This is a genomic window from Herbiconiux gentiana, assembly GCF_024978135.1.
GTDB classification, from domain to species: Bacteria; Actinomycetota; Actinomycetes; order Actinomycetales; family Microbacteriaceae; genus Herbiconiux; species Herbiconiux gentiana.
Window position 1 is genome coordinate 602162 of record NZ_JANTEZ010000001.1, and the last position, 24373, is coordinate 626534.

Here is a 24373-nt window from a genome sequence, read left to right on the forward strand (position 1 = left end):
GATGACGACGACGCCCCCCGGCTGGTACACCGACCCCTCCGACCCGACGGCGCAGCGCTGGTGGGACGGCACACGCTGGACCGAGTTCACCTCCGCCTGGTCGGCAGCTCCGGTCGGGCCCGTCCCGCCGGTGGCACCGGTGGCGCCTGCTGGTCCGGTCCGGTCGTCGACCGCTCGACGGTCCTGGAGACCGACGCTCTCGACCTACATCGTCGGGTCGCTGGCAGTGCTCGTCTCGATCGTCGGCGCCGGTACGAACGGCATCGGCGGGTTCCTGGTGGGGCTCGCTCTCTTCGGAATCGGTGCCGGTGTCTACGTGCTCGTCACGCGTCGACCCAGCTTTCTCAACGTGGCACCCACGAGGCGGGCCGGCGGGGCCGCCCTGGGCATCTCGGCCGCGCTGCTCCTGGTGGGCTCGTTGATGGCGCCGCATGCAGCCCCGGCACCCGACACCGCTGAGGGCGCCGCTGTCTCGCTGCTGACTTCTCCCGAACCGGTCGCCCCCGAAGCCGCCACCCCTCGTCCGACCGTCACGCCGTCACCCAAGAAGACCGCCGCGCCGACCCCCACCCCCACGCCCACCCCGGTCGTCGGCACCCAGCTCGTCGACGTGTCCGAGCCCATCCCCTTCGCCTCCTCCAGCTACGACGAGCCCACTCTCGAACTGGGAGCATCCGTGACCGTCACCGCCGGAGTGCCGGGCACGCTCGTGAAGCGGTGGCAGATCACGACCACCGACGGGGTCGAGACCAGCCGAAGCCTCGTCTCGGAGACGGTCACTGCGGCGCCCGTGGACGAGCTCATCGCGATCGGCAGCCTTCAGCCCGCCCCGCCCCCCGCTCCGGAAGCCGCGCCCGCTCCGGAGGGAGGGGGATGCGACCCCAACTACGCCGGTGGCTGCGTCCCCATCGACTCGGATGTCGACTGCCCGGGCGGCAGCGGCAACGGGCCGTCCTACGCGCCCGGGCCGGTCCAGGTGATCGGGAGCGACATCTACGACCTCGATCGCGACGGCGACGGATGGGCCTGCGACTGATCTTCCGCCTCGTGGTGGTGCCGGTGCCGCCTCATTGTGGCGCCGGACCGCCACTGGTAGTGCCGGGAGCGCTCCCTGATGACGCCGGGTCCTCCTTCCTTCTGGTGCCCGGGCCCCGGCCGTGGTTGCCTGGGGGCAGGCCCTCAGCCGCGAGCGCACCGAGACGACGGATGCGCAGCCACACCCGAAGGACGCCGCATGCCCGACTCGACCCGCACCCCTGCCGCAGCCGATCCCGGTGAGGCGACCACCCCATCCGGAATCGCACCCGGCGACACGTTCGACGTCGCCGTGATCGGCGCCGGGCCCGCCGGCACCGCCGCCGCCCTGCGCGCCGCCGAGCTCGGGGCCCGGGTGGTCGTGCTCGAGGCCGGCCGGGTCGGCGGCACCTGCGTCAACACGGGCTGCGTACCGACCCGCGTGCTCGCGAAGACCGCCCGCCTGATGCGCGACGCGCGGCACTCCGACGACTACGGCATCCAGCTCGGCGCGCCCCGCATCGACTGGGCGGCGACCGTCGCGAACGTGCACGCCCGCGTCGACCGGGTGCGCGACATCAAGCGGGAGGCCGAGCGCTTCGCCGAGGCGGGCATCACCCTCGTGCAGGAGGGACGCGCGCGCTTCGAGGACGAGACCACGCTGGTGCTCGACAGCAGGCGGCGGGTGCGCGCCGCGTCCGTGCTGATCTGCGTCGGCGGGCACTCGCGCCGGCTGCCGATCCCGGGTGCCGAACTCGCCACCGTGCCCGAGGACGTGCTGCACCTGCCCGAGCTGCCCCGCCGCGTCGCGGTGATCGGTGCGGGAAACACCGGAGCCCAGCTGGTGACGGTGTTCAGCTCGTTCGGATCGGAGGTCACGCTGCTCGACGTCGCGCCGCGCGTGCTGATGGCGTCGGATGCGGCGATCGCGTCGGTCGTCTCCGCCGCGTTCACCCGCCAGGGCGTCGAGGTGCACACCGGCATCGAGACCGTCGAGCGGCTGACCCGTTCCCCATCGGGTGTCACGGTGTCGTGGCGCGCAGCCGGTGCCGCGACGTCGAAGACCGTCGACGCTGTGATCATGGCCACCGGATGGCCCGCCGACGTCGACGACTTGGGTCTCGAGAAGGCGGGCGTCGAGGTCGTGCGCTCGGCGATCCCGGCCGACCGGTACTTCCGCACCGCCGTGCCCCACATCTTCGCCGTCGGTGACGCGAACGGGCGTGACATGCTCGTGCAGGCGGCGCAGTTCGAGGGCGAGGCGGCGGCCGAGAACGCGGTGCTCGGCGTGAACCGCCGCACCCCGCAGCACCTGCTGCCGGCGGGAGGGTTCACCGACCCCGACTACGCGGGCGTCGGGCTCACGGAGGTCGAGGCACGCGAGCGCGACCCGCAGTGCGTCGTCGCGACGGTGCCGTTCGGCGATGTCGACCGAGCGGTGATCGACGACCGCGAGACGGGGTTCCTGAAGCTGATCGCCGACCGTCGGCGCGAGCTCATCCTCGGCGCGCACGCCGTGGGCGAGAACGCGATCGAGGTGGTGCAGTCGGTGACCACGGCGATGGCGGCCGGGGTCGACGTCTCGACGCTGGCGAACGTGCGATTCGCGTACCCCACCTACAGCGCGGTCATCGGGCTGGCGGCGAGGGCTCTGCTGGCGGAGTCGCCGCGGCCGACCGAGCTGGATTGAGTACGAAGTACTCATAACTCCCCCGGTCGCTCCACCGACAGAGTCGTTTCTCTACCCAGACTCGACCGAAAGCGACCCGCCCCATGCCCGTGCTCTCCTCCTCGTCCCGCCGCCTGACGCTCGGCGCCCTCGCCACGGCCGCCGTCCTCGGCGCCGCGCTCCTCCCCGCCGTCGCCACCTCGGCCTCCGCGGCGATCCCGTCGCCGACCTGCCACCATAGCCGCGCGGTGGCCGGCTTCCCGATCACCTCGCAAGACCTGGTCGCCCCGGTCACAGCGCCGGCCACACTGAAGGCGATGATTGACGGAACGCTCCCGGACGGTGTGACGCTCTACAGCGACTCGCAGCGCGCCTACCTGCACGGCACTCCCACCAAAGCCTCGACGGCGCAGTACGCCATCACGATCGCGATCACCGAAGGCGGCAAGACCACCACTGGCTCCGTCGAATGCGGGCTGACCGTCAGCCCCGCCCCCACCGTCTCGCGCATCGCAGGCAAAGACCGGTTCGAACAGAGCGCCCTCCTCTCCAAGGCGACCTTCAGCACGGCCGAGACCGTCTACCTGGCAAGCGGCGAGAAGTTTCCGGATGCGCTGAGCGCCTCGTCTGTCGCGGCCGAGCATTCCGCCCCACTGCTCCTCACCACTACCGCGCGGGTCACTGACGAGGTCGTGGCCGAGCTGAAGCGTCTGACTCCGAAGAACGTCGTGGTCGTCGGCGGCCCTCTGGCCGTCGCGCCGGCCGTCGTCGATCAGGTGAAGGCGGCCCTCGGCACGACCAGCACGGTCACTCGCATCGGCGGCGCCGACCGCTTCGAGGTCTCTCGCAACCTGATCGGAGACCACACCTTCGGCATCCCGGCCTCCGACGACGTCTACATCGCGACGGGAACCAACTTCCCCGACGCCCTCGGCGCGTCGCCGGTGGCCGCGCTCATCGACGCCCCGGTGCTACTCGTGAACGGCGGCGCGACGAGCCTCAGCGCGCCCGAGAAGGCGACCCTCTCCGCCCTCGGTGCGAAGTCCACCTCCATCGTCGGTGGCCCGGCCGCCGTCGGCACGGCCATCGAGTCCGACCTGGCGAAGTACTACGTCATGACCCGTGTGAGCGGCGAAGACCGCTTCGAGGTCAACGCCCGTCTGAACGACTCCGCCTTCACGAAGACCGTCGACACGCTGTACCTGGCCAGCGGCAGCAACTTCCCCGACGCCCTCAGCGGTGGCGCCGCCGCGGGCACTCAGGGCAACCCGCTCGCCATCACCGAGAAGAACTGCATCTCGGGCCCGATCGGGTTCAGCATCGGGCGACTTGCTCCGGCGAAGATCGTGATCCTCGGCGGCACGGCGAGCCTCGGCACGGCCATCGACTCCCTGACGCTCTGCCCCACCGAGTAGCCGTCTCGTCCTAGCGACCGCGGCGGGGCTTCTTGCAGAGGCTCCGCCGTGCTCGCTCCTCCAAGTGTGGCGCAGGGCTGAGGCGGACCCGTCAGCGCAGCAGACCGGTGAGCTTTCCGTGGAACAGCGAACTGCGATCGTCGAGGCCCACGATCTGCGCCTCAATGCCGTGCTGGCGGTACTTCGTCACCACGGCGTCGAGGGCGGACACTCGAGGCGTCCCAGATCTGCGAGCCGCTGAAGTCGATCACGACCTGCGGAGGGTCGATCGCGTAGGAGAAATGCTCGACGAGATCGTTCGAGCTCCCGAAGAACAGCGGGCCTCGCACCAGGTACCGAACGCCCGTCGACCCGTCTTCCGCCGCCCCGGCCGCAGCCCGCGCATCCGTCGATGAAGCAGCAGGAACCACGACCCGCGTCACCGTGATCACGTGCGCCACCCGCCGCGCGAACAGCACCATCGCCAGCACCACCCCCACGAGCACCCCGATCGCGAGGTTCCCCGTCGCCACCACGACCGCCACCGTCACGGCCATCACGAGCGTCTCGGGCACGGGCATCCGCCGCAGGGTCGACGGCCGCACACTGTGCCTGTCGACGGTCGTCACGGCCACGATCATCATCACCGCGGCGAGCGCCACCATCGGGATCTGCGCCATCACGTCGCTCAACAGCGTCACCAGCGCCAGCAGCACGAGCCCCGCCACGAACGTCGAGATGCGCGTGCGGGCCCGCGCCATCTTCACGTTGACGACGGTCTGGCCGATCATCGCGCATCCGGCGATGCCCCCGTAGAAGCCGGCGAGGATGTTCGCCACCCCCAGCGCCCACGACTCGCGATTCTTCTGCGACCGGGTCTCGGTGAGGTCGTCGACGAGCTTCGCGGTCAGGAGCGTCTCCATCAGACCCACGAAGGCCACGCTCAGCGCGGTCGGCCAGATCAGCGCGAGGGTCGAGAGGTCGAGCGGCGCGAGGAACGGCGTCAGTCCAGGAAGCGAACCCCCGATCGCCCCCTCGTCGCCCACGTTCGGCACCCCGAGATGCGCGATCATCACGATCGCGGTCACCACGACGATCGCTACCAGCGGCGCCGGCACCGCCTTCGTGAACCGCGGCAGCACCAGGATGATCGCGACCGTCAGCGCGAACAGCGGGTACACCAGCCACGGCACGTCGATCAGATGCGGTACCTGCGCCACAAAGATCAGGATGCCCAGCGCGTTCACGAACCCCACCATCACGCTGCGCGGGATGAACCGCGCGAGTCGCGCCAGCCCCAGCGCGCCGAACGCGATCTGCACCAGCCCGGCCAGGATGACCGTCGGCAGCAGGTACTCCACGCCGTGGTCCTTGACGAGCGGCGCCACGACGAGCGCCACCGACCCGGCCGCGGCCGTGACCATCGCGGGCCGCCCGCCGAGCACCGACATACTCAGCGCCAGCACCACTGATGCGACAAGACTCACCTTCGGGTCGACCCCGGCGATCACCGAGAACGAGATCACCTCGGGGATGAGCGCGAGCGTCGTGACGATCCCCGCGAGCACCTCCCGGCTGAGCAGCACCGGGCTGCGGAACGCCGCCCGCGTCGTGATCTCCTGCTGTGGTGCTGTGCTGTCTGCGAGCGCGATCGTAGGTCCCCTCATCCGCTGAGCGGACCGGGTCGGAGCCGCGCCCGTCAATGCTACGCACTCGATCCCCGGCCTCCTGACGTCGAGCCCCCTGAGCGAACGGCCAGCGGATGCTCGCCCCGCCCGCCCCGCGGCGCTACGGTCGACCCATGCCGAGCGGTGGCAGTGGCTCGACCGCGCGGCGGACACGGTCTCGGTCACCCACCCGCTCCACGGCGGCCACTTCGCGCCCGTGGAGCAGCCGGCCTTCTACGCCGCCGAACTCCGCGCCTTCTTCCGCCCCTTCTGCGGTCGTGAGCTGCAGAGCGCGCGTTCGGCCGGTGAGTAGAAATTGCTCATAACAGACCTCGCTGTTCGACTGCCATCGTCGTGTTCTCGCCACTACGAAGAGGATTCTCAACCATGGCATCTGTCATCCATCGTCCGTCCGCGCGCGTCGGCACCGTCGCGCTCGCCATCCTGACCGGAGCGACCCTGCTACCGGCAGTCGCGACGTCGGCCTCGGCGGAGGCCCTCGCGCCGACTCTCGTCTGTCCCCCCGCAAAAGCCGCAGTAGCGCTGCCCCTCGGCTTCTCGTTCCTCTCCAGCGATGTCGTCGCACCGGCAACGGCGACCGTCACCATCGGCGGTTCGCTTCCCGACGGGTTGAAGCCGTATCTCGACGGCACGCGTCCGTTCGCGACGGGCACGCCCACTCGCGCTCAGACCTCGACCTTCTCCGTCGACTCGGTCATCCGAGCCGCCGACGGCACGACGACGAAGGCCCATGTCGACTGCACCATGACGGTTCAGGCCACCCCGCCCGTAGAGCGCATCGGCGGGCGCGACCGATACGACCAAGGCGTGTTGGTCTCGAAGGCTACCTTCGACAAGGCGAACATCGTCTATCTCGCAAGTGGGGAGAATTTCGCAGACGCCCTCAGCACGGCGGCGGTGGCGGCCCACCACGATTCACCACTTCTCCTTACGCCCAAGGCCCACGTCCCCGCCGACGTCACCGCTGAGATCGCTCGACTCGGTTCGAGTGATGTCGTGGTGGTGGGTGGCCCTAATGCCGTCAGCCCCGCCGTGGTGGATGAGCTGAAGGCAGCTCTTCCCGGAGTCACCGTCACTCGCATCGGCGGCGCCGACCGCTACGAGGTCTCCCGGGCCGTCATCGACAATGCAAAGTTCGGTATCGACTCCGCCGAGAGCATCTACATCGCGACCGGTTCCAACTTCCCCGACGCCCTGAGCGCATCTCCGGCCGCGGCGAAGGGGCACTCCCCCGTTCTGCTCGTCGACGGGGCCCGAACCGCGTTGAGCGTGGCCGAGCATTCCACCATCAGCGGGCTCGGCGCGAAGACGGCTCACATCGTGGGCGGCACAATCGCTGTCTCCACCGGACTGCAGCACGACCTGGAGAAGACGTACACGACGGTTCGATACAGCGGTGCTGACCGGTTCGCGGTCAACGCCAGGATCAACGACGCGATCTTCACCAAGGCCGAGCGCGCCTACATCGCCAGCGGCGCGAACTACCCCGACGCGCTGACCGGCGCCGTCGCGGCGGGCCTCGCCGCCAGCCCGGTCTACCTCACCCCGCCGAGCTGCCTCTACGGAGACGCCGCCTTCGACATGGGATCGCGGATCCCCGAGAAGATCGTCGTGCTCGGTGGCACTGCGGCCTTGAGCGACAACGTCGCCAAGCTGGGGATGTGCCCCTTCGAGTGATGACGTGATGACCTGATGACGGAGGGTGCGATCGGAGACGGTCGCACCCTTTGTCGGTTCCGGCGGTGGCATCGATAAATTGGGAAAAGCTGCGCGGAGGATGGGGCAACCGCTCAGGAGCGCGCAGCGAGTACCGCCGGGTCCGGATCGTCCCAGCGCTCGGCCGATTGCAGCACCCAGAAGACCACGAAGAGCGCCAGGGCGATCGATTCGCCCATGAGAACCGGCGGCGGCGCCGTGTCGTCGGCGTGGCCCGTGAGCACCGCGGCCACCGTCAGCGCCAGATCGAGCACGAGCGCGGCGGCCAGCACCCCGTAGCTCCGGCGCAGCCAGCGAGCGGGCGGCCGGCGGTGCGCCGTCGGCTGAGCGGGTAGGGCGCCTGACCTCGACGGCGGAGCAACCGCGTTCACCACGGCGACCGCTGCCACCAGCCCGAAGAACACCACCGCCGCCGCGAGGTGCGCACCGGCGAGGAACGCGTCGGGAGCGAGCGTCCACCAGGCCGCCACGATCGCGAGCACCCCAGCCGCGACACCGGCCGACGGCAGCGCACCACGCCCCGCACCGCTCGCCGCAGCGAGCGCCACCACGACCCCCACCGCGAGCGCACCGGCGATGAGGTACACCGCGACCCCCACCTGCACGTCGGGCAGCACGTCGGCGGGCACACAGCGCGAGCCGGATGCGCACTCCACCGCCACCCCGGGCACCGCTCCCGCGCCCACCGGCGTCGGCACCAGCGCGATCACGGGCGCCACCACCGCCGCGGCGTCGAGCAGCGCCCGCTGCGCGCCCCGCCCCGACAGCACCAGGATCGCGACCGACGCCGCGAGCAGCGCCCCCACCAGCACGTTGCGCGCGGGCGTGTAGTAGTACGCACTGATCGAGCCCAGCACCCCGGTGCGGAACGAGGTCACGATCACCGCGATGCCGATCAGCAGCACGGTGCCGCCGATGGCGATCCGCCCGTTCCGATAGGTCCGCTCCAGCGCCGTCACGGCCCCGACCCTACCCGTGCCCACCGACACCGGACGGAGCCCGCGTCCGCGCACCGCCCCGGCCGGCGAACCGAAGGGCTACCCTTCCGTCACGACCCCCGCCGCCACCCGCCACTGCCGCCCCAACTCCACGGTCTCGAGCATCCGCCGGTCGTGCGTGACGAGCAGCAGCGTCCCGTCGTACGACGTCAGCGCCTGCTCGAGCTGCTCGATGGCCACGAGGTCCAGGTGGTTCGTCGGCTCGTCGAGCACGAGCAGGTTCACCCCGCGGGCCTGCAGCAGCGCGAGCCCCGCGCGGGTGCGCTCCCCCGGCGAGAGCTCGGCGAGCGGCCGGTTCACGTGGTCGGCCTTCAGCCCGAACTTCGCCAGCAGCGTGCGGATCTCCGCCACCGGCAGCGACGGCAACAGCGTCGAGAAGCGGTCGACCAGGGGCCCGGGGCCCGCCAGCACAGCCCGGGCCTGATCGATCTCCCCGATCTCCACCGACGCTCCGAGCGACGCCGAACCCGAGGCCGGCGCCAGCCGCCCGAGCAGCAGCGACAGCAGCGTCGACTTCCCGGCGCCGTTCGGCCCGGTGATGCCGATGCGGTCACCGGCCGAGACCTGCAGCGAGACCGGTCCGAGCGTGAACGCGCCTAGCGAGACGACCGCCGCCGACAGCGTCGACACCACCGACGACGAGCGCGGCGCCGAGCCGATCGTGAACTGCAGCTGCCACTCCTTGCGCGGCTCCTCCACCTCGTCGAGGCGCGCGATGCGGCTCTCCATCTGCCGCACCTTCTGGGCCTGCTTCTCCGACGACTCGGCCGAGGCCTTGCGGCGGATCTTGTCGTTGTCCGGCGACTTCTTCATCGCGTTCCGCACGCCCTGGCTCGACCACTCGCGCTGCACCCGCGCCCGCGAGACCAGGTCGTCTTTCTTCGCCGCGAACTCGTCGTATTCCTCGCGGGCGTGCCGCCTGGCGACCTCCCGCTCCTCGAGGAAGGCGTCGTAGCCGCCGCCGTAGACCCGGTTCGTCCCCTGTGCGAGGTCGAGCTCCAGCACCCGCGTCACGCTCCGCGCCAGGAACTCGCGGTCGTGGCTGACGAGCACCACCCCGCCGCGCAGCCCCCGGATGAACCCCTCCAGCCGCTCGAGCCCGTCGAGGTCGAGGTCGTTGGTCGGTTCGTCGAGCAGCACGATGTCGAAGCGCGACAGCAGCAGGGCCGCGAGTCCGACGCGCGCCGCCTGGCCACCCGAGAGCGAGGTCATCAGCGCATCCGCCGACAGCTCGAGGCCCAGCTCGGCCAGCACGATCGGCAGCCGCTCGTCGAGGTCGGCGGCACCGCTCGCGAGCCAGCGCTCGAGGGCGGTCGAGTAGGTGTCGGCGGGGTCGGGGGCTCCGGATGCGCGCTCCGCCGTGTCTCCGAGCGCCGACGCCGCGGCGTCCATCTCGGCCGTGGCCTGCGCGGTACCGGTTCGGCGGCCGACGTACTGCGCCACCGTCTCGCCGGGCACCCGCTCGTGCTCCTGCGGCAGCCAGCCGACGAACGCATCGGACGGAGCGAGCGTGACGCTGCCCTCCAGCGGCTCCGACAGACCGGCGAGCAGCCGCAGCAGCGTCGACTTCCCCGCTCCGTTCGCGCCGACGACGCCCACCACGTCACCGGGGGCGACGACGAGATCGAGCGAGCTGAACAGGGTGCGGTGGTCGTGGCCCCCGGCGAGCCCCTTGGCGACGAGCGTTGCGGTCATCTCTCCATGCTCCCGCATCCGAGCCCGTCCCGCGGCCACCGCCGTCGCGCGATGCCCACGGCCACCGGCCGCGAGCGGCCCGCACCGACCACCAGCAACCACCGCCCAGCGACCGGCACCGGATGCCCGCCGCACCCTTTACGTGGCGCGCCGCCGGGTCTACTCTCGCCCTGGGGAGATCGACGCGGAAACCCGAGCGTCGTCGGCGCAGTGACCCGACCGTTCCATTCCGCTCCGACCGCGATCGAGGAATCATGAACCCCAGCCGCTCCTTCCGCCCATTCCTGCCGGCCGTCACCGCCGCCGCCCTCGTGCTCCTCCTGACCGGGGCGGCCCTTCCCGCCTCGGCAGTGACCACCGAGGACACGGCAGCCGCCGCCGCCGGCCCGACCGTCGACCGCATCGGCGGAGCCGACCGCTTCACCGTCGCGGTCAACGTCTCCAAAGACGGCTACCCCGACGGCAACGGCGTCGCCTACCTCGTGACCGGCCTCGACTACCCCGACGCGCTCGGCGCCGCTCCGGCGGCCGTGCACACGAACGGCCCGCTGCTGCTGACTACCCGCGACACCATCCCGCCCGTGGTGCTCGACGAGCTGAACCGCCTCAAGCCGAACCTCGTGATCATCGTCGGCGGCCCGAACTCGGTCTCGGCCGCCGTCGAGGCCCAGCTGGGCACGGTCGTCTCCACCCCCGCCGTCACCCGGGTGCAGGGCACCGACCGTTACGACACCTCGCGCAAGCTCTTCGACTACGTCTTCGGGTTCACCGTCGGACCGGTCGCCTACGTCGCGACCGGTCGCAACTTCCCCGACGCGCTCTCGGCGGGAGCGGCCGCGGGATCGGCCGACGCCCCGGTCGTCCTGGTCGACGGCGCGGCGCCCCAGCTCGACGCCGCGACCTCCGGCACGCTCACGGCCCAGAACATCTCCACGATCAAGGTCGCGGGTGGCGAGGCGGCGGTCTCGCCGGGCATCGTGTCCGACCTCGACTACCTCTTCGACACCGTGAAGCGGCTGAGCGGCGCCGATCGCTACCAAAGCTCGGTCGCGATCAACCGCGACGGCTTCGGCACGGCGAGCCGCGTCTTCCTGGCGACGGGTTCGACGTTCCCCGACGCCCTCGCCGGCGCCGCTCTCGCTGGCAAGATCGACGCGCCCCTGTTCGTCGTGCCGACCACCTGCGTGCCGCCGGAGGTGCTCGCCGAGATCAGCTTGCTGAAGGCATCGCGCGTCACCCTGCTCGGCGGAACGGCGGCGCTTGCTCCCAGCGTGCAGGCGCTGCAGCCCTGCGGCGGCCCGCAGTAGCACACCGCCGGAGGCGCGTGGGCAGCTCGGAGCCGGAAAGCGCAAAGACAGCTGGGCGGCACCACACAATGCCCTCCATTCCGCCGGCCCACACTCGGGGGCGCTTGCCATCGGGTCCCTCGGGTGCCAACGTGGGCGGAGCGGGTGAGCGAAAAGCATCGCCCGGGTGAACAGGGAGCCCCATTGGCATCACACATCGAGTCCCTCCTGCGACTCGACGAACTCACCCGCCAGGGGGTCGTGAACCGCCAGGCGGGTGACCTGACCGCGGCGGCGGAGTCGGTGCGCGCCTGTCACGACCTGCTCGACGGCTTCGACGGCGACACCGTGTTCGATCTCGGCCCCGACCTGGTGCCGATGCGCGCCGAGTGGGCGCTGACCTCCACCCTGCAGGGCGACGAGGAACTGGCACTCCGCGGCTGGGAGCGCTGCTGGGAGCAGGCGGGGCGCTTCGGTCTCGATGAGCTGCGCCGCGAGTCCGCCGCCGCGGTGGCCGTGGTGCACGCCTTCAACGGCGACTGCCGCTACGCGACCCACTGGCTCGATCGCACCGACCCCGACACTCCTAGCTCAGCGACTCCGCTGGCCGCCGTGGCGCGCGCCACCCTGGCGCTCGACGCACTCGAGCTGCCCGACGCCGAGCGCGAGCTGGCGGAGGCCCAGGCGCTCGTGACCAGTGAACGCTGGGCCGATCTCGCCTTCGTCGAGGCGCGGCTCGCGTCTCTCGACGGCAAGCACGTCTCGGGCATGGCGCGGCTGCGCGCGACCTGCCTCGCCCACTATCCGAAGCAGTGGTCGGGCGGGGCGAACTGGGAGCTGATCGACTCCGCCACGCGCATCCTGGACCGCGTCGACGCCCGGGTGCCCCGGGGTGATCGCGGGGGCTACGGCGGCTCGTCGGTCACCGAATACGCCGATGTCGTGATCGCCCTGCGTGCCCTCGACGACGGCAAGGTCGAGTCGGCGCGGATGATCGCCCTCGACGATCTCGACCAGCCGACCGTCTCGCTCCGCACGGGTGCGGGCATGCGTCTGCTCCTCGCGGTGACGGCGCCCGACGAGCAGGCGGCGCTGGCCCCGGCCGAGGCGGCGCTCGAGACCATCCGCACCGAGCACCTCTACTACCTGCTCCGCTATTTTCCCCAGCCGAGCATCCGCACCCTCGCGGCCCGCAACGACGAGCTCGTGCCCTACCTCGGCGACCCGGATGCGACCCCGCAGCGCCCGACGCTCACCAAGCGCGAGCGCGAGGTGCTCTGGTACATCGCGCAGGGCTACCGCTTCGAGCAGATCGCGGCGGCCGAGTACATCTCGGTGAACACTGTGAAGAGCCACGCGAAGAACCTGTACCAGCGCATCGGGGTGAACGACCGCTCGTCGGCCGCGCGGTACGGCGAGGCCAACCCCGACGAGACGCTCGCGCCGAGCGACGACTACTGACCAGCCGGGGCGGGCCTCAGCCCTCGAGCAAGTCGGTGCCGCTGGCCGTGCAGGTCGCGGTGGCGAACGGGCCGGTGGCGGTGCGCTCGATCAGGATGCGGTCGTCGAGCGTGATGCGGCAGGTGACGTCTCCGTCGCTGTCGCCGTTCACCGCGGTGAGCGTGTAGCTGTTGTAGGTGGCCGCGCCGCCGTAGGCGACGTCGAAGTCGCGCGCGAACGGCAGCCGCTGCCCGGTCTCCTGCTGGGTGGCGTCGACGCCGTCGACGAAGGTCGTGTAGGTGATGTCGACGTCGGATCCCGTGCCCTCGACCTCGTAGCTCAGCGACACCGACGTCTGGTCGAGCGGCGACGAGGTCGACGGAGTGAGCGACCCCGACACGGCCCCGATCAGGCTGCCGAAGAGCCAGACCGTGTAGAGGATCGACATGCCGAGCGAGACGATGAGCGCCATGAAGCTCACGATGGTTCCGGCCGTGGCCGCCTTCTTGCGCCGCCGGGGCAGCACGAGCGCCACGACGCCGAGCACGACGCCGACGAGCGCCACGAGGATCGCGAAGTAGCTGAAGAACGGGATGAGCCCCGCGACGAACGCGCCGATGCCGACCCAGAGCGCGGCGAGGCCCAGCTTGTTGGGCAGCAGAGCCCCGGCGGGGGTCGGCGGGTACGGGGGCTGCGGTGGGTGGCTCATGCTCCCACCCTGTCAGACTCTGCTGACAGTGAGGAAGGGATCGACATCGAGGAAGGACCGGCAGCGAGGAAGCGATCGGCCGTCCGCAGCGCCAGCGCCATGATAGTCAGCGCCGGGTTCGCGATCAGCGAGCTCGGGAAGATCGAGTTGTCGCAGATCCAGAGGTTCGGGATGTCGTGCGAGCGCCCGTCGGGGTCGACGACCGAGCTGCCCGGGTCGACGCCCATCCGCGCGGTGCCGACGGTGTGCGCGGTGCGGGTGAGCACCCGGGTGCTGGTCGCCCCCGCCGCCTCCACGATCGCCGTCATCGTGGCGATCGCGTGCTCGTCGAGTGCCTTTTCGTTCTCACCGGCCGAGAACAGGATGCGCGCCTTCGGTATCCCGAACTCGTCCGTCTCCTCGGCGAGCTCCAGCCGGTTCCCGTCGTAGGGCAGGCACTCGGCGTTGATACCGACACCGGCGACGAAGGCGTAGTCGTCGAGGGCGTCCATCAGGCCGCGGCCCCAGAGTCCGCCACCCCGGGTGAGCGAGGTGGCGTAGGTCAGGGGCATGACGCCGAGGCTCTGCATGAGGTAGCCGCCGGCGAAGTCCGCGTCGGCGGGCCGCACCATGTCCTCGCTGATGATCGACGAGGGGTAGCCGCGGTAGCCGCGCATCTCGGTGTCGAAGGTGCCCCAGACCTGGGTGGCGCCGTGGGCCATGAAGTTCCGGCCGACCTGACCGCTGCTGTTCGCCAGCCCCGTGTGCAGCAGCAGCCGCGGCGTCTCGATTCCGCCGGCGCAGAGGAAGACGTTCGCGCAGCGCTGCCGGTGGTCGACGCCGTGCTGCCGGTAGACCACCGCGACGACCCGGCCCGAGGCGTCGGTCTCGATGGTGTGCACCATGGCCTCCGCGCGGATCTCCGCCCCCGACGCCACCGCCACCGGGAGGTAGGTGGTGTCCATGCTCGCCTTCGCGGAGGTGCGGCATCCCTGGTGGCAGGCGCCGCAGGAGACGCAGGCCTGTCGCGGGCCGGCGTTCGGCTGGTCGCGGTCGCGGGTGAGCACCGCCGCCGGGGCGTCGGTGGCGCGGATGCCGAGGGCCGAGCATCCGCTCATCATCATGTCGCTCGAGGCGTTGCGGCGGGTGGGCGGGTAGTCGTAGCGGCGGCCGGCGTCCCAGGGGTAGTCGGCCGGGCCCGAGACGCCGATGTCGCGCTCGGCGCGCTCGATGTAGCGGGTGAGCTCGGCGACGTCGACGGGCCAGTCCTCGCCGCGGCCCGAGTCGCGCTTCAGGCGGAGGTCGGTCTCCTGCGGGCGCGGGGTGAAGGCGCCCCAGTGCAGGGTGGAGCCGCCGACGCCGCGTCCGCTGTTGTTCTGGCCGAAGGTGGTGGGGTCGTCGCCGCCGCTCAGTCGCTCGGCCATCCAGTTGATCTCGACGGCTTCGCTCTCGTCGGGCGTGTGCTGCTCGGGCTCGAAGTTCGGGCCGGCCTCGAGGGCGACGACACTCTGGCCGCGGGCCGCGAGCGCGGCGAGGATGGGCGCGCCGCCCGCGCCCGTGCCGATGATGACGGCGTCGACCACGTCGGACTCGGCGTGGGTCTTCATGCCGGTGAGGTTCATGCGCGGGCCTTCGGGTCGGTGGTGGACGTGGTGGTGGTGGCGGCGGGCTGGGCGGGCGCGGGCTGGCCAGGCCCGTGCGGCGCGGGCCGGGCGGGCGCCGCGTGCGCGGGCTCGGCGGGCGACCCTGACTGCGCGGGCGCGTTGCGCGGCCGAGGCCGCGGCGCGGGTTCCCACTGCTCGCGGGCGCCGGCGACGAGCAGCTGGAAGCCCTGCTTCCGCACCCCGTCGCCGCCGGTCGCGAAGCCGTCGAAGCCCACGCGGGCGAGCGAGGCCGGATGCGCGAGCCACAGCTTCGCGAGATCGGCACACGCGTCCTCGAACCAGCTCGCGAGCTGCGCGCCCGACAGCGCACCGCCGGCGGGCGCCTCCCCGGCGGCGAGGCGCTCGAGGCGCGAGTCCTGCTCGTCCGGAGCCGCGCCCTCGAACCCACGGAGGGCATCCAGCGCCAGCGCGTACGCCTCCGGGTCGGCCGGCAGCGAGGCGTTCCGCCACCCGTCGCCCGCTCCGGCGGCGAGCTGTGCGTCGAGGCGGGCCGCGAGGTCGATCGGCTCGCCCTCCTGCGGAACCACCCGCGCGGCCACGGCGCGCAGGGTCGTCAGCTGCGCCGGCGTCAGCGTCTGCGGCTCGTACAGCACGTCGTCGCCGAGAGCCCGCCGCGCCAGGATGCCGCGCGTGCGGCGGCTGGTGCGATCCGAGGCGATGACCGCGGCGACGTCGCGCGGCACCGCCGGACCGCGCCCGGCCGACAGCTGCCAGAGACTGTCGATCAACGCGGCGACCTCGCCCGGCTGCTCGATTGGCAGCAGGTGCGCGGCTCCGTCGACCACGGCGAACGTCGCATGCGGATACACCGGACCGTTCAGCTCGCGCTGGGCCTGCTCACCGAGATCGCCGTCCTCCCGGCCGCTGACGATCAGGGCGGGCACGGGGAGCGGCTCGACGACCGGGCGCCAGTCCTCCTCGCTCCCCCGGTTCAACCACGCGATCCAGGCCTCGGGCGCGGTGCGGGCGAGATCCCGCACCACGAGGGCGTCGTCGGCGGGAGAGAGCGGGCCGGCGGTGTTCGCGTCGATGAAGGTGCGGGCGTCGGCGCCCGACACGGGCCCTCGGCTCGCCCAGCCGATCATCTGCTCGCGCCGCTCCTCCTCCATGGGCTCGGGCGACGGCGGCGATCCGGCCAGCAGCACCACGCCGGCGAGGCCGAAGACCGGCGCCTCTCCGCTCAGCACCCGGTCGGCGACAAGGGTCGCGATCTTGCCGCCCATCGAATGTCCGACGAGCAGCCACCGCTGGGGGGCCGCGAAAGCGATGCGCGCCAGCACGTAGTCCACCGTCTCCTCGACGGTGACGGCGCCCCGCGCCGCCTCGTCGCCGAAGCCGGGGAGGTCGAGGGCGAGCATCCGGAACCGGCCGTCGAGCCGCGCGCCGAGCGTGTCGAAGGCGTGGCGGCTGGAGCCGAGGGCGTGCAGGCAGACGAGGGTGGGCAGCTCGTCGGGGAGAGCCGCGGGAGTGTGAGGGATGGCGGTGCCGTTTCGTTCGAGACCGGAGGTGCGGGTGATGCTCGCCAACCTAGTCACATCGCGACTCACGGCAAGAGCAGGTGACGCGAATCGCGGTCAGCCCCCAGCCGGCCGTCCGCGGGCGACACCTGTCGGTGAGCCTGGCAGTCCCTCGCGGGCGACACCTGTCGGTGAGTCTCGCTAGATTGAACGGATGCTCTACCTGCTCGCCGCCGTGATCGCCCTCGCCGGCCTCTGGTGCCTTCTCGCCCCGCCTCGCGCCATGCTCTTCGGCACCCGCTGGCAGCTCGCCGACGGCGAGAACGCCATGCCGAGCCGCGCCTGGATCGCCTACACCCGCGGATCGGGCGTCGTGCTGCTCGTCGTGGCGGTGGTGCTCGTGATCGTGACGCTGGTCACCCAGGGGCAGAACCGCGACCGCGCGTCGCTCAAGGAGGCGTGGGAGATCGGGCGGTACCTCTCCTCCGACGAGCTGCAGATCGACCTCGACCCCGAGGTGCGGGAGGTGTCGAGCGTGCAGTCGACGATCGGCGGCTACAGCGGCGAGACGCAGGGTCTGCGGGTGCACCGCTCGGCGGTCGTCGGTGTCGACGCGGTGGGTGACGTCGGCGACGTGAAGGACGGCGACCTGCTTGTCGCGGTGATCGCGGGCGGCTGCCGCCCCGGGCCGGTGCTCGTCTCCGAGACCGACAGCACGGTGACGGTGGCCGTCACCGGCATCGGCTTCGAGGTGCTCGACGAGCCGATCGTGTGCGGCGGCGAGCGCCCGCGCCTGACCGATCCCGACGCCGAGGAGCTGCTGATCGTGCGCGTGCCGCTCACCGCCCCGCTCGGCGACCGCGACCTCGTGCTCCCCGACCCGCCAAAGCGCGACCGGCCGGCGCGGCCGATCCCGGGCCTCCCATCCCTCCCGACGACCGCACCCACCGCCAGCGCCGCCCCCGCCCAGGCGTCATGATGAGCTCGCCCCGCCCCTTCGCCCCCCACCCCGCCTGGACGACGTGGCTCGGCCTCCCCACCGACGCCGACCCCGCCGTCGCCACGCGCGCCCGCCGCGTCGCGATCTCCGCCATCCTCTGGGCGGTCGCCTACGGCATGTTCACCACGGGCGGCAGCGGCCGCTGCGGCGGACTCTCCACGCAGATCCCCGACGGCAAGGGCGGCCTGCTCGTCTCGCAGGAGTGCGTGAGCCTCAGCCTGCACCTGAGCCCGCTGATGTTCGTCGCCTTCGTGGTCATCCTGCTCGTGGCGGTGCGCCGGGCATCCGCCGATTCGGTCGACCGAGCGGATGCGCCGCGCACCCTCGACCGGGCCGCCGCCGCCATCGCCCTGCTCACCGTGGCCGCCGTGCTGATCTCCCTGGCCTGGTGGGTCGCGCTCACCACCGCATGGACGCCCGGCCGCCCCTTCAGCTACCTCCTGCCGTTCCCCCTCGCCATCCTCGAGGTCGAGGTCACGCCCTAGCGCCCGCGGCGCCCCGAGAACAGGGCGTGCAGCAATGGGAGCACCGACGCGACCATCAGCACCGTGCCGAACACCGTGTCGTCGATGCGCAGCACCGTGCCCGCCACGAGCAGCGCCGCGAACACGATCGCCGACACCACCCGCCCCACCGAGCGCTCGAGCCGCGCGACCCGCTTCTCGATCGCCGGGCTCTGCACCGACAGCGTGCCCTCCTCGAACTGTGTGGCGAGCGAATCCAACCGCCCGGGCAGCCGCAATGCGACTCGGGCGCTCTCGGCGGCCTGCTTCGCCACGTCCTGCACGACGTTCCCGCGCTCCTCGCGGATCAGCCGCTGCGCGTACGGCTCGACCGAGTCCCACAGGTTGAACGCCGGGTCGAGCGCACTGGCGACCCCCGACGTCAGCGACATCGCCCGGATGATCAGCAGGAAGTTCTCGGGCAGCTGGAACGGCAGCGCCCGCACCACGTCGCCGAACTGCACCGCGAATTCGCGGAACTCCCGCGGATCCACCTCCCGCAGCTCCGCGAACCCCATCCCCCCGAAGCGGGCGAACAGCTGCGTCATGGCTCGCTCGAGCTCGCTGGTGTCGGCCGACGGCAGCAGCACGCCGAGGTTGCGGGCCGCGTCCACGAGCCCCTTGCCGTCGCGCGAGGCGGCGGCGATCAGCATCTTCCGCAGGCCGGCGCGCGTCGACGGCGGCACCATGCCCATCATGCCGAAGTCGATGAAGGTGAGGGTGAACGGATGCGCGACCGCCGCATCCGTCGCATCGCCGCTCGCGCCCGACCCGCCCGCGCCCGCCCGCAGGCCGGCGCCGGCGCCCGCACCACCTGCACCCGGCAGCGCCCGAGGCGTCACGAAGATGTTCCCCGGGTGCGGATCCGCGTGGAAGAACCCCGTGCTGAACAGCTGATCGAACATCACCGCGGCGAACACCGGCGCCACCTCGGCCGGGTCGATGCCCGCGGCGAGCAGCCCCTCGTGGTCGGTGATCTTGATCGCGGTCACGTCCTCGAGCGTCAGCACCCGCCGGGTGCTCCGCTCCCAGACGACCTCGGGCACCTCGACCCGCGGGTCGTCGGCGAAGATCTCGGCGAACTGCACCGAGCTGCGCGCCTCGTGCAGGTAGTCGATCTCCTCGAGCGAGGTGGCGGCGAACTCCTCGACGAGCGCCGGGGCGTCGACCCGCGAGTAGACCAGTCGCACGTGGCTGAGCCACCCGCCGACCTTCCGCAGCGCGGCGAGGTCGACCCGCACGATCTCGTCGATGCCCGGCCGTTGCACCTTGAGCACCACGGCCTCGAGCCCGGTGTCGGCGGCGTCCTGCGGCGCGAGCCGCGCGCGGTGCGCCTGCCCGAGCGAGGCGGCCGCGACCGGCGTTTCATCGACCCAGATGAAGGCCTGCGCGAGCGGCACGCCCAGCTCGGCCTCGGCCAGCCGCCGGATCAGCTCGAACGGCACCGGGGGCACCTCGTCCTGAAGCCCCTCCAGCTCTTTCGTGATCTCGGGCGGCAGCACGTCGAGGCGCGACGACATGAACTGCCCCACCTTGATCATCAGCCCGCCGAGATCGACGGCCAGCACGTGGAATTTTCGCGCGAACTTCTGCATTCGCCGCGTGCGCGTGCGCTCGGCGATCTTCACCAGCCCGATGCGCGGCAGCGCCAGCTCGAAGAACCACGTCACCGCGAGGTTCCAGCCGGCGAAGCGCAGGATGCGGTTGTAGCGCGCGCGGGCGACCCGCGCCGCGGGAACCTCGTCTCCGCGGTCGGGTCGGACCGTGCTCACCCGGGTCAGTCCTGGGCGAGGATCGCGTACAGGCGGCGCCGAGCGTCTTCCAGCTCCTTGACGGCCTGCTCGACCTGCGCCTGGGTGCCCGTGCGGCCCACCTGAGCGGCGGCCTGCGCCAGCTCGAAGCCGGCCTTGGGCAGGGCGCCGTGGTCGCGCTTGCTCTCGCTCGAGCCGGACACGCCGTCGTCACCCGCGAAGGTCGCCTTAACGCCCTCGTCGGCCGCCACGACCTGGCCGGCGTCGGTGAGCGAATAGGTCTTGCGGCCGTTCGACTCCTCGGCGCTGACGAGACCCTCGTCGGCGAGCAGCTGTAGGGTCGGGTAGACCGAGCCGGCGCTGGGCTTCCAGCTGCCGCCCGAACGCTCCTCGATCTCGTGGATGATCTGGTAGCCGTGCATCGGCTGCTCGGCCAAGAGGGCCAGCACGGCGGCGCGCACGTCGCCCTTGCCGACGCGGGTGCCGCTCTTCTTCTCGAAGCGGGCGCGGAACTGCTCCATCGCCTGCCAGATGCTGTCGGCGTTCATGCCGGCGCCGAAACCGCCGGTGGGAAACGAGTTGCTCATGATGACCTCCGTTGTGATCGCGAACGATACTCAACGATATGCCTCACCGACACCCTGCGGCCGGCCCCGGCCCGACCTCCCAGCAGACCGTCAGTCGCCGTTCGCCGGCGCTCAGATCGAGTTCTGCTCGGCGACCTTCCGCATCTCGGCCGGAGCATCGCCCTCGCGGGGTACGCGGCCGCTGCGCTTGATCGTGAGCACGAGCACCGCACCCACGAGCATGATCGCTCCCGTGACGTACAGGGCGACCGTGGCCGACCCGAGAGAGTCCTTGACGGCCCCGATCAGGTAGGGCGCTGCGAAGCCGGCGAGGTTGCCGGTCGAGTTGATCAGCGCGATGCCACCGGCCAGGGCGGTGCCGGCGAGCATCGAGGTCTGGAAGCTCCAGAAGATCGCCGGGATCGACAGAGCACCCGCGTTGGCCAGGCTCAGGCCGATCACACCGAGGATCGGGTTGTCGGTGCCGGCGACGATGCAGAGGGCGAATCCGAGCGCCGACAGCACGAAGGCCGCCGCGATGAACTTCTTGCGTTCGCCGACGCGGTCGGAGAGGAACCCGAACGTCACCATGGAGACGATGGCCGCGAGGCTCGGGATGGCCGAGATGAAGCCGATCGCGATGGGCCCGGCGAAGCCGAGTTCGCCGACCAGGTTCGGCAGCCAGAAACTGATGCCGTAGAGCGCGAAGTTGTAGGAGAAGTAGACCGCCGTGAGCATCCAGATGAGCTTGCTTTTGAACACCTCGCGGAGCGGCGTATGCCCTCCGCTCGGCGCCTCGGCGGCCAGCAGCGCGCCGAGCCGGTCCCTCTCGGCTCCGTTCAGCCACTTCACCGTGCGGAAGTCCTCCTGGAGTGCGAACAGGATGACGACACCGAGCACTACGGTGGGGATGGCCTCGATGAAGAACAACCACTGCCAGCCCGCGTGACCGGCCACGCCGTCCATCCCGGCGAGGATGACGCCCGACACCGGTCCGCCGATCAGTCCCGACGACGCAAGTGCGATGTAGAAGATGCCCCAGGCGCGCCCGCGGCGGCTCGGCGGGAACCACGACGCCATGTAGAAGAGGATTCCCGGGATGAACCCGGCCTCCGCGACACCGAGGATGAACCGGAGCGCGTAGAACATCCACTCGCTGTTCACGAAGAACATCAGGCCCGAGATGATGCCCCACGAGATCATGATGCGGGCGATCCACTTCCGGGCTCCGACCTTGGCGAGAATGAGGTTCGAGGGGATCTCGAAAATGAAATAGCCCACGAAGAAGAGACCGGCGCCGAGACCGTACACGGCGTAGGAGAACCCGAGGTCGGCGCTCATCGTCTCCTGCGCGTAGCCGATGTTGACCCGGTCGAGGTAGGAGAGGAAGAAGCCGAGCATGGCGAGGGGAAGGACGCGGAGCATCACCTTCCGGAAGAGCTTGTCGTCGTTGACGGTGGTCATGGGTCAGCTTTCTGTGGTGAGGAGGGGGGTGAGGTCGACGCGGTAGACGCGCGCCGCGGTGTTGTGGAAGAGGGCGTCGAGCTGGGCGGCGGTGGAACCAGCCGCTCCGCGGAGCACCACGTCCATGACGTCGTCGAAGGTGGCCGCGGTGAGCGTCGCGACCGGCAGGTTCGAGGCGAACATCGCACGGTCGTGGCCGAAGATCTGCAGCGTCTCGCGCACGACCGAGATGTTCGACTCCGGGTTCCAGACGTTCGGGTACAGGCCCAGTTCGGAGACCTTGACCGTGGTGCCGGGCAGGGCGGCGAGCCTATGCATCCCGTTGCGCCAGATGGCCAAGCCTTCGTCGCTGCGATCCAGAGGCAGCCCGCAGTGGTTCACGACGACGGGGATGCCATCCAGTTCGGCGACCAGGTCGGCCGCCTCGGCGAGGTGGTAGAAGGGCACCCGGAGGTCCCAGGAGAAGCCGTGCTCGGCCAGACGGTGGAGTCCGGCGATCCACCGTGGATCCTGCAGGGTTCCGGGCTGCCCGACCACCGATTCGGAAGCGGAGCGGGCGATGACCGGCTTCGAGCGGATGCCCCGCACCAGCGGGCGCTCCGCGTGGGCGGCGAGCACCTCGTCGAGGTCGTCCCGGAGGAACGAGGCGTGCGCCACGGCGGCGGCGGGGAAGCGGCGGTCGACGGCGTGCAAGCCTTCGAGGAAGTCGTCTTCGGCCACCTCCTCGTCGCGGCTTCGCTCGGCCTCGCAATGCACCGTGCCGATCACGTCCCAGCCCCGCGTGGCCTCGAGGTACTGCTCGTGCAGGAACGTGCGCCGCATGGCGTTGTAGTCGCCGAGGAAGAAGTCGGGGTTGTACTCGTCCTGGATCCAGGGCCAGCTGCCGTCGCCCTCGAGATCCCAGAAGTGGTGGTGCGCGTCGAGGATGCGCGGTGTCCACCCCTCGGGCAGGTCGCGGCCCTCGAGCACGGCGGCGTTCACAGCGCGAAGCCCGAGGAGAAGGCGGCGAGTGCCCGCTCGGGCATCTCGTCGAGGTCGGCCAGGGCGATCTGCTCACCCTCGGCGATGTCGCGCAGAAGCACCGCGCCGCTCAGCAGGTAGTAGGGAGCGAGCTGCGGCGTCGCCGGGTCGTCGGGGTGCGCGGCGACATCGCGGTCGAGGATGACCGGAGCGACATCGGCGATCTCGTGATGGTGGCCCTCGACGCGGAAGCGGGTGCCGGCCGCGAGCGGCGCGGTGGCCCGGGCGGCGAGCACGGTGTGCTGGCGGGGCCGGCGCTCGGGAGCCGTTCCATCGGCGGCGTCGAGCACCGTGAGCACGGTCTCGACCCCCATGGCGTGGTACGGCCAGTAGAGGCAGGCGTACGCACCGGAACGGGAGACGACGTGTCCCTTCCCGCGGAGCAGGTCCCAGGTGACGGGATCGTTGGTGCGGACCACGGCGAACACGCCTCCAGCGAAGCTCGCCTCGCCCGGCAGCCGCAGCATCGAGAAGACGTCGAGCGAGCGCTCGCGCATCCGGATGCCGCCTTCGGAGACATGGGAGTAGATGTCGGCGAGCTCGTCGGGCCGGGCGACCGGGTAGTGCAGAGTGTCGATGTCGGCGACGGCACCCGTGTAGAGCGACACGACCGCCATTTCGCAGGCGTCGGCGGCGGCCGAGCGCTTCAGCGACGACACCACCGCGGCCCGGGCGTCGAGGCGGCCGACGATGTCATCGCCGAGGTCGAGCAGATCGGCCAGGTCCGAACCGTCGACCTCCTGCTCGAGCTGTGCCACGGTCGCGGCGCGCGGGTCGTAGACGAGGTCGTACTCCCCCGACTTGCCGAGCGCCACGACCTCGAGGCCGGTGCGCTCGACCCAGTCGACGAGCCGTACGAGGTTGGCGGGCTGATCGCCGTCGCCCGGAAGGTAGCGCACCCCGGCCACTCGGGCCGCCTCGGCCAGGGTGACTCCGGCGAGGGATTCCACCTCCTTGCTCACCATCACGACGTGCACCCCGTGCGCGATCGCGATGGACGCGTAGTCGTAGCCGGCGTCGATGCGACCGGTGGCCTCGATCAGCACGTCGATCGTGCTCCAGTCGATGTTCTCGACGTCGGGAACGAGCGCCGGCGCAGCGCCGTCGGCGTCGAATCCGAGTTCGTCGAGCATGGCGCGGACGCCGGCGGTGTCGGGGTCGATGAGCTGGGTGGCGACAAGTCGTGGCACCGCCCTCAGCTGGGCGAGGAACGTGCGGCCGAATCCGCCGCGCGCCCCGGTGAGGGCCACGCGCACGTCCGCTCCGATGGGCAGGTGGAGCTCGGGGGAATTCACCATTGGTCCCGTCTGCACGGTTCGTTCCGCGCGTTGGTTGGTCGAGATCGTGCGTCATGGCCGGT

At 71.3% G+C, this 24373-nt stretch carries 18 protein-coding genes and 1 pseudogene; 8 read left to right on the forward strand and 11 right to left on the reverse strand.

The window, feature by feature from the left end:
* The first annotated feature begins 1 nt into the window (after position 1).
* From NVV95_RS02760 to NVV95_RS02770, 3 genes are all read left to right on the forward strand, one after another.
* Positions 2-1036, forward strand: coding sequence for a G5 domain-containing protein (locus NVV95_RS02760; protein ID WP_259485001.1), 1035 nt, complete (start codon positions 2-4; stop codon positions 1034-1036).
* Positions 1037-1234: 198 nt separating this feature from the next.
* Positions 1235-2704: a dihydrolipoyl dehydrogenase family protein gene (locus NVV95_RS02765; protein WP_259485002.1), complete on the forward strand. Its 1470-nt coding sequence runs from the start codon at positions 1235-1237 to the stop codon at positions 2702-2704.
* 83 nt (positions 2705-2787) lie between these two features.
* Positions 2788-4098, forward strand: a complete 1311-nt coding sequence (locus NVV95_RS02770; protein ID WP_259485003.1) for a cell wall-binding repeat-containing protein — start codon at positions 2788-2790, stop codon at positions 4096-4098.
* Positions 4099-4189: 91 nt separating this feature from the next.
* Here NVV95_RS02770 and NVV95_RS02775 read toward each other — a convergent pair.
* A pseudogene (locus NVV95_RS02775) lies at positions 4190-5744 on the reverse strand (SulP family inorganic anion transporter).
* Between the two features lie 387 nt (positions 5745-6131).
* Between NVV95_RS02775 and NVV95_RS02780 the strand changes: the two are divergent.
* Positions 6132-7442 (forward strand): cell wall-binding repeat-containing protein, encoded by a 1311-nt coding sequence (locus tag NVV95_RS02780; RefSeq protein ID WP_259485004.1) that lies wholly within the window; start codon positions 6132-6134, stop codon positions 7440-7442.
* Between the two features lie 113 nt (positions 7443-7555).
* Here NVV95_RS02780 and NVV95_RS02785 read toward each other — a convergent pair whose 3' ends face one another.
* Together NVV95_RS02785 and NVV95_RS02790 are read right to left on the reverse strand one after the other, a co-directional pair.
* Positions 7556-8440, reverse strand: a complete 885-nt coding sequence (locus tag NVV95_RS02785; protein WP_259485005.1) for a hypothetical protein — start codon at positions 8438-8440, stop codon at positions 7556-7558.
* Positions 8441-8518: 78 nt separating this feature from the next.
* A complete protein-coding gene (locus NVV95_RS02790) occupies positions 8519-10174 on the reverse strand; it encodes an ABC-F family ATP-binding cassette domain-containing protein (protein WP_259485006.1) in 1656 nt (551 codons plus the stop codon).
* Between the two features lie 254 nt (positions 10175-10428).
* Here NVV95_RS02790 and NVV95_RS02795 point away from each other — a divergent pair, with 254 nt between their 5' ends.
* Positions 10429-11481: a cell wall-binding repeat-containing protein gene (locus tag NVV95_RS02795; RefSeq protein WP_259485007.1), complete on the forward strand. Its 1053-nt coding sequence runs from the start codon at positions 10429-10431 to the stop codon at positions 11479-11481.
* 183 nt (positions 11482-11664) lie between these two features.
* A complete protein-coding gene (locus NVV95_RS02800; protein ID WP_259485008.1) occupies positions 11665-12921 on the forward strand; it encodes a helix-turn-helix transcriptional regulator in 1257 nt (418 codons plus the stop codon).
* 16 nt (positions 12922-12937) lie between these two features.
* On the opposite strand, the gene NVV95_RS02805 is transcribed toward NVV95_RS02800, so the two are convergent.
* The 3 genes from NVV95_RS02805 to NVV95_RS02815 are packed head-to-tail and all read right to left on the reverse strand — an operon-like array spanning position 12938 to position 16778.
* Positions 12938-13609, reverse strand: coding sequence for an MmpS family transport accessory protein (locus NVV95_RS02805; RefSeq protein WP_259485009.1), 672 nt, complete (start codon positions 13607-13609; stop codon positions 12938-12940).
* On the reverse strand, positions 13606-15210 hold the full coding sequence (locus tag NVV95_RS02810; protein WP_259485010.1) for a GMC family oxidoreductase: 1605 nt from the start codon (positions 15208-15210) through the stop codon (positions 13606-13608). The genes NVV95_RS02805 and NVV95_RS02810 overlap by 4 nt, the downstream gene beginning before the upstream one ends.
* Positions 15207-16778 carry an alpha/beta fold hydrolase gene (locus NVV95_RS02815; RefSeq protein ID WP_259485011.1) on the reverse strand — a complete coding sequence of 524 codons (1572 nt, stop codon included), beginning with the start codon at positions 16776-16778 and terminating at the stop codon, positions 15207-15209. Before NVV95_RS02815 ends, NVV95_RS02810 begins: the two co-directional genes overlap by 4 nt.
* A gap of 145 nt (positions 16779-16923) precedes the next feature.
* Between NVV95_RS02815 and NVV95_RS02820 the strand changes: the two genes are divergently transcribed.
* Positions 16924-17688: a DUF6199 family natural product biosynthesis protein gene (locus NVV95_RS02820; RefSeq protein WP_259485012.1), complete on the forward strand. Its 765-nt coding sequence runs from the start codon at positions 16924-16926 to the stop codon at positions 17686-17688.
* On the forward strand, positions 17688-18194 hold the full coding sequence (locus NVV95_RS02825; RefSeq protein ID WP_259485013.1) for a hypothetical protein: 507 nt from the start codon (positions 17688-17690) through the stop codon (positions 18192-18194). Before NVV95_RS02820 ends, NVV95_RS02825 begins: the two co-directional genes overlap by 1 nt.
* Here NVV95_RS02825 and NVV95_RS02830 read toward each other — a convergent pair.
* From NVV95_RS02830 to NVV95_RS02850, 5 genes are all read right to left on the reverse strand, one after another.
* Complete coding sequence (locus NVV95_RS02830; protein ID WP_259485014.1) at positions 18191-19984, reverse strand: ABC1 kinase family protein; 1794 nt, start codon at positions 19982-19984, stop codon at positions 18191-18193. The genes NVV95_RS02825 and NVV95_RS02830 overlap by 4 nt on opposite strands.
* A gap of 5 nt (positions 19985-19989) precedes the next feature.
* Positions 19990-20550 carry a PadR family transcriptional regulator gene (locus tag NVV95_RS02835; RefSeq protein ID WP_259485015.1) on the reverse strand — a complete coding sequence of 187 codons (561 nt, stop codon included), beginning with the start codon at positions 20548-20550 and terminating at the stop codon, positions 19990-19992.
* Positions 20551-20661: 111 nt separating this feature from the next.
* Entirely contained in the window at positions 20662-21993 is a 1332-nt protein-coding gene (locus tag NVV95_RS02840; protein ID WP_259485016.1) for an MFS transporter, read from the reverse strand.
* 3 nt (positions 21994-21996) lie between these two features.
* Positions 21997-22974 (reverse strand): amidohydrolase family protein, encoded by a 978-nt coding sequence (locus NVV95_RS02845; RefSeq protein ID WP_259485017.1) that lies wholly within the window; start codon positions 22972-22974, stop codon positions 21997-21999.
* Positions 22971-24311 carry a homoserine dehydrogenase gene (locus NVV95_RS02850; RefSeq protein WP_259485018.1) on the reverse strand — a complete coding sequence of 447 codons (1341 nt, stop codon included), beginning with the start codon at positions 24309-24311 and terminating at the stop codon, positions 22971-22973. Before NVV95_RS02850 ends, NVV95_RS02845 begins: the two co-directional genes overlap by 4 nt.
* Positions 24312-24373 lie beyond the last annotated feature (62 nt).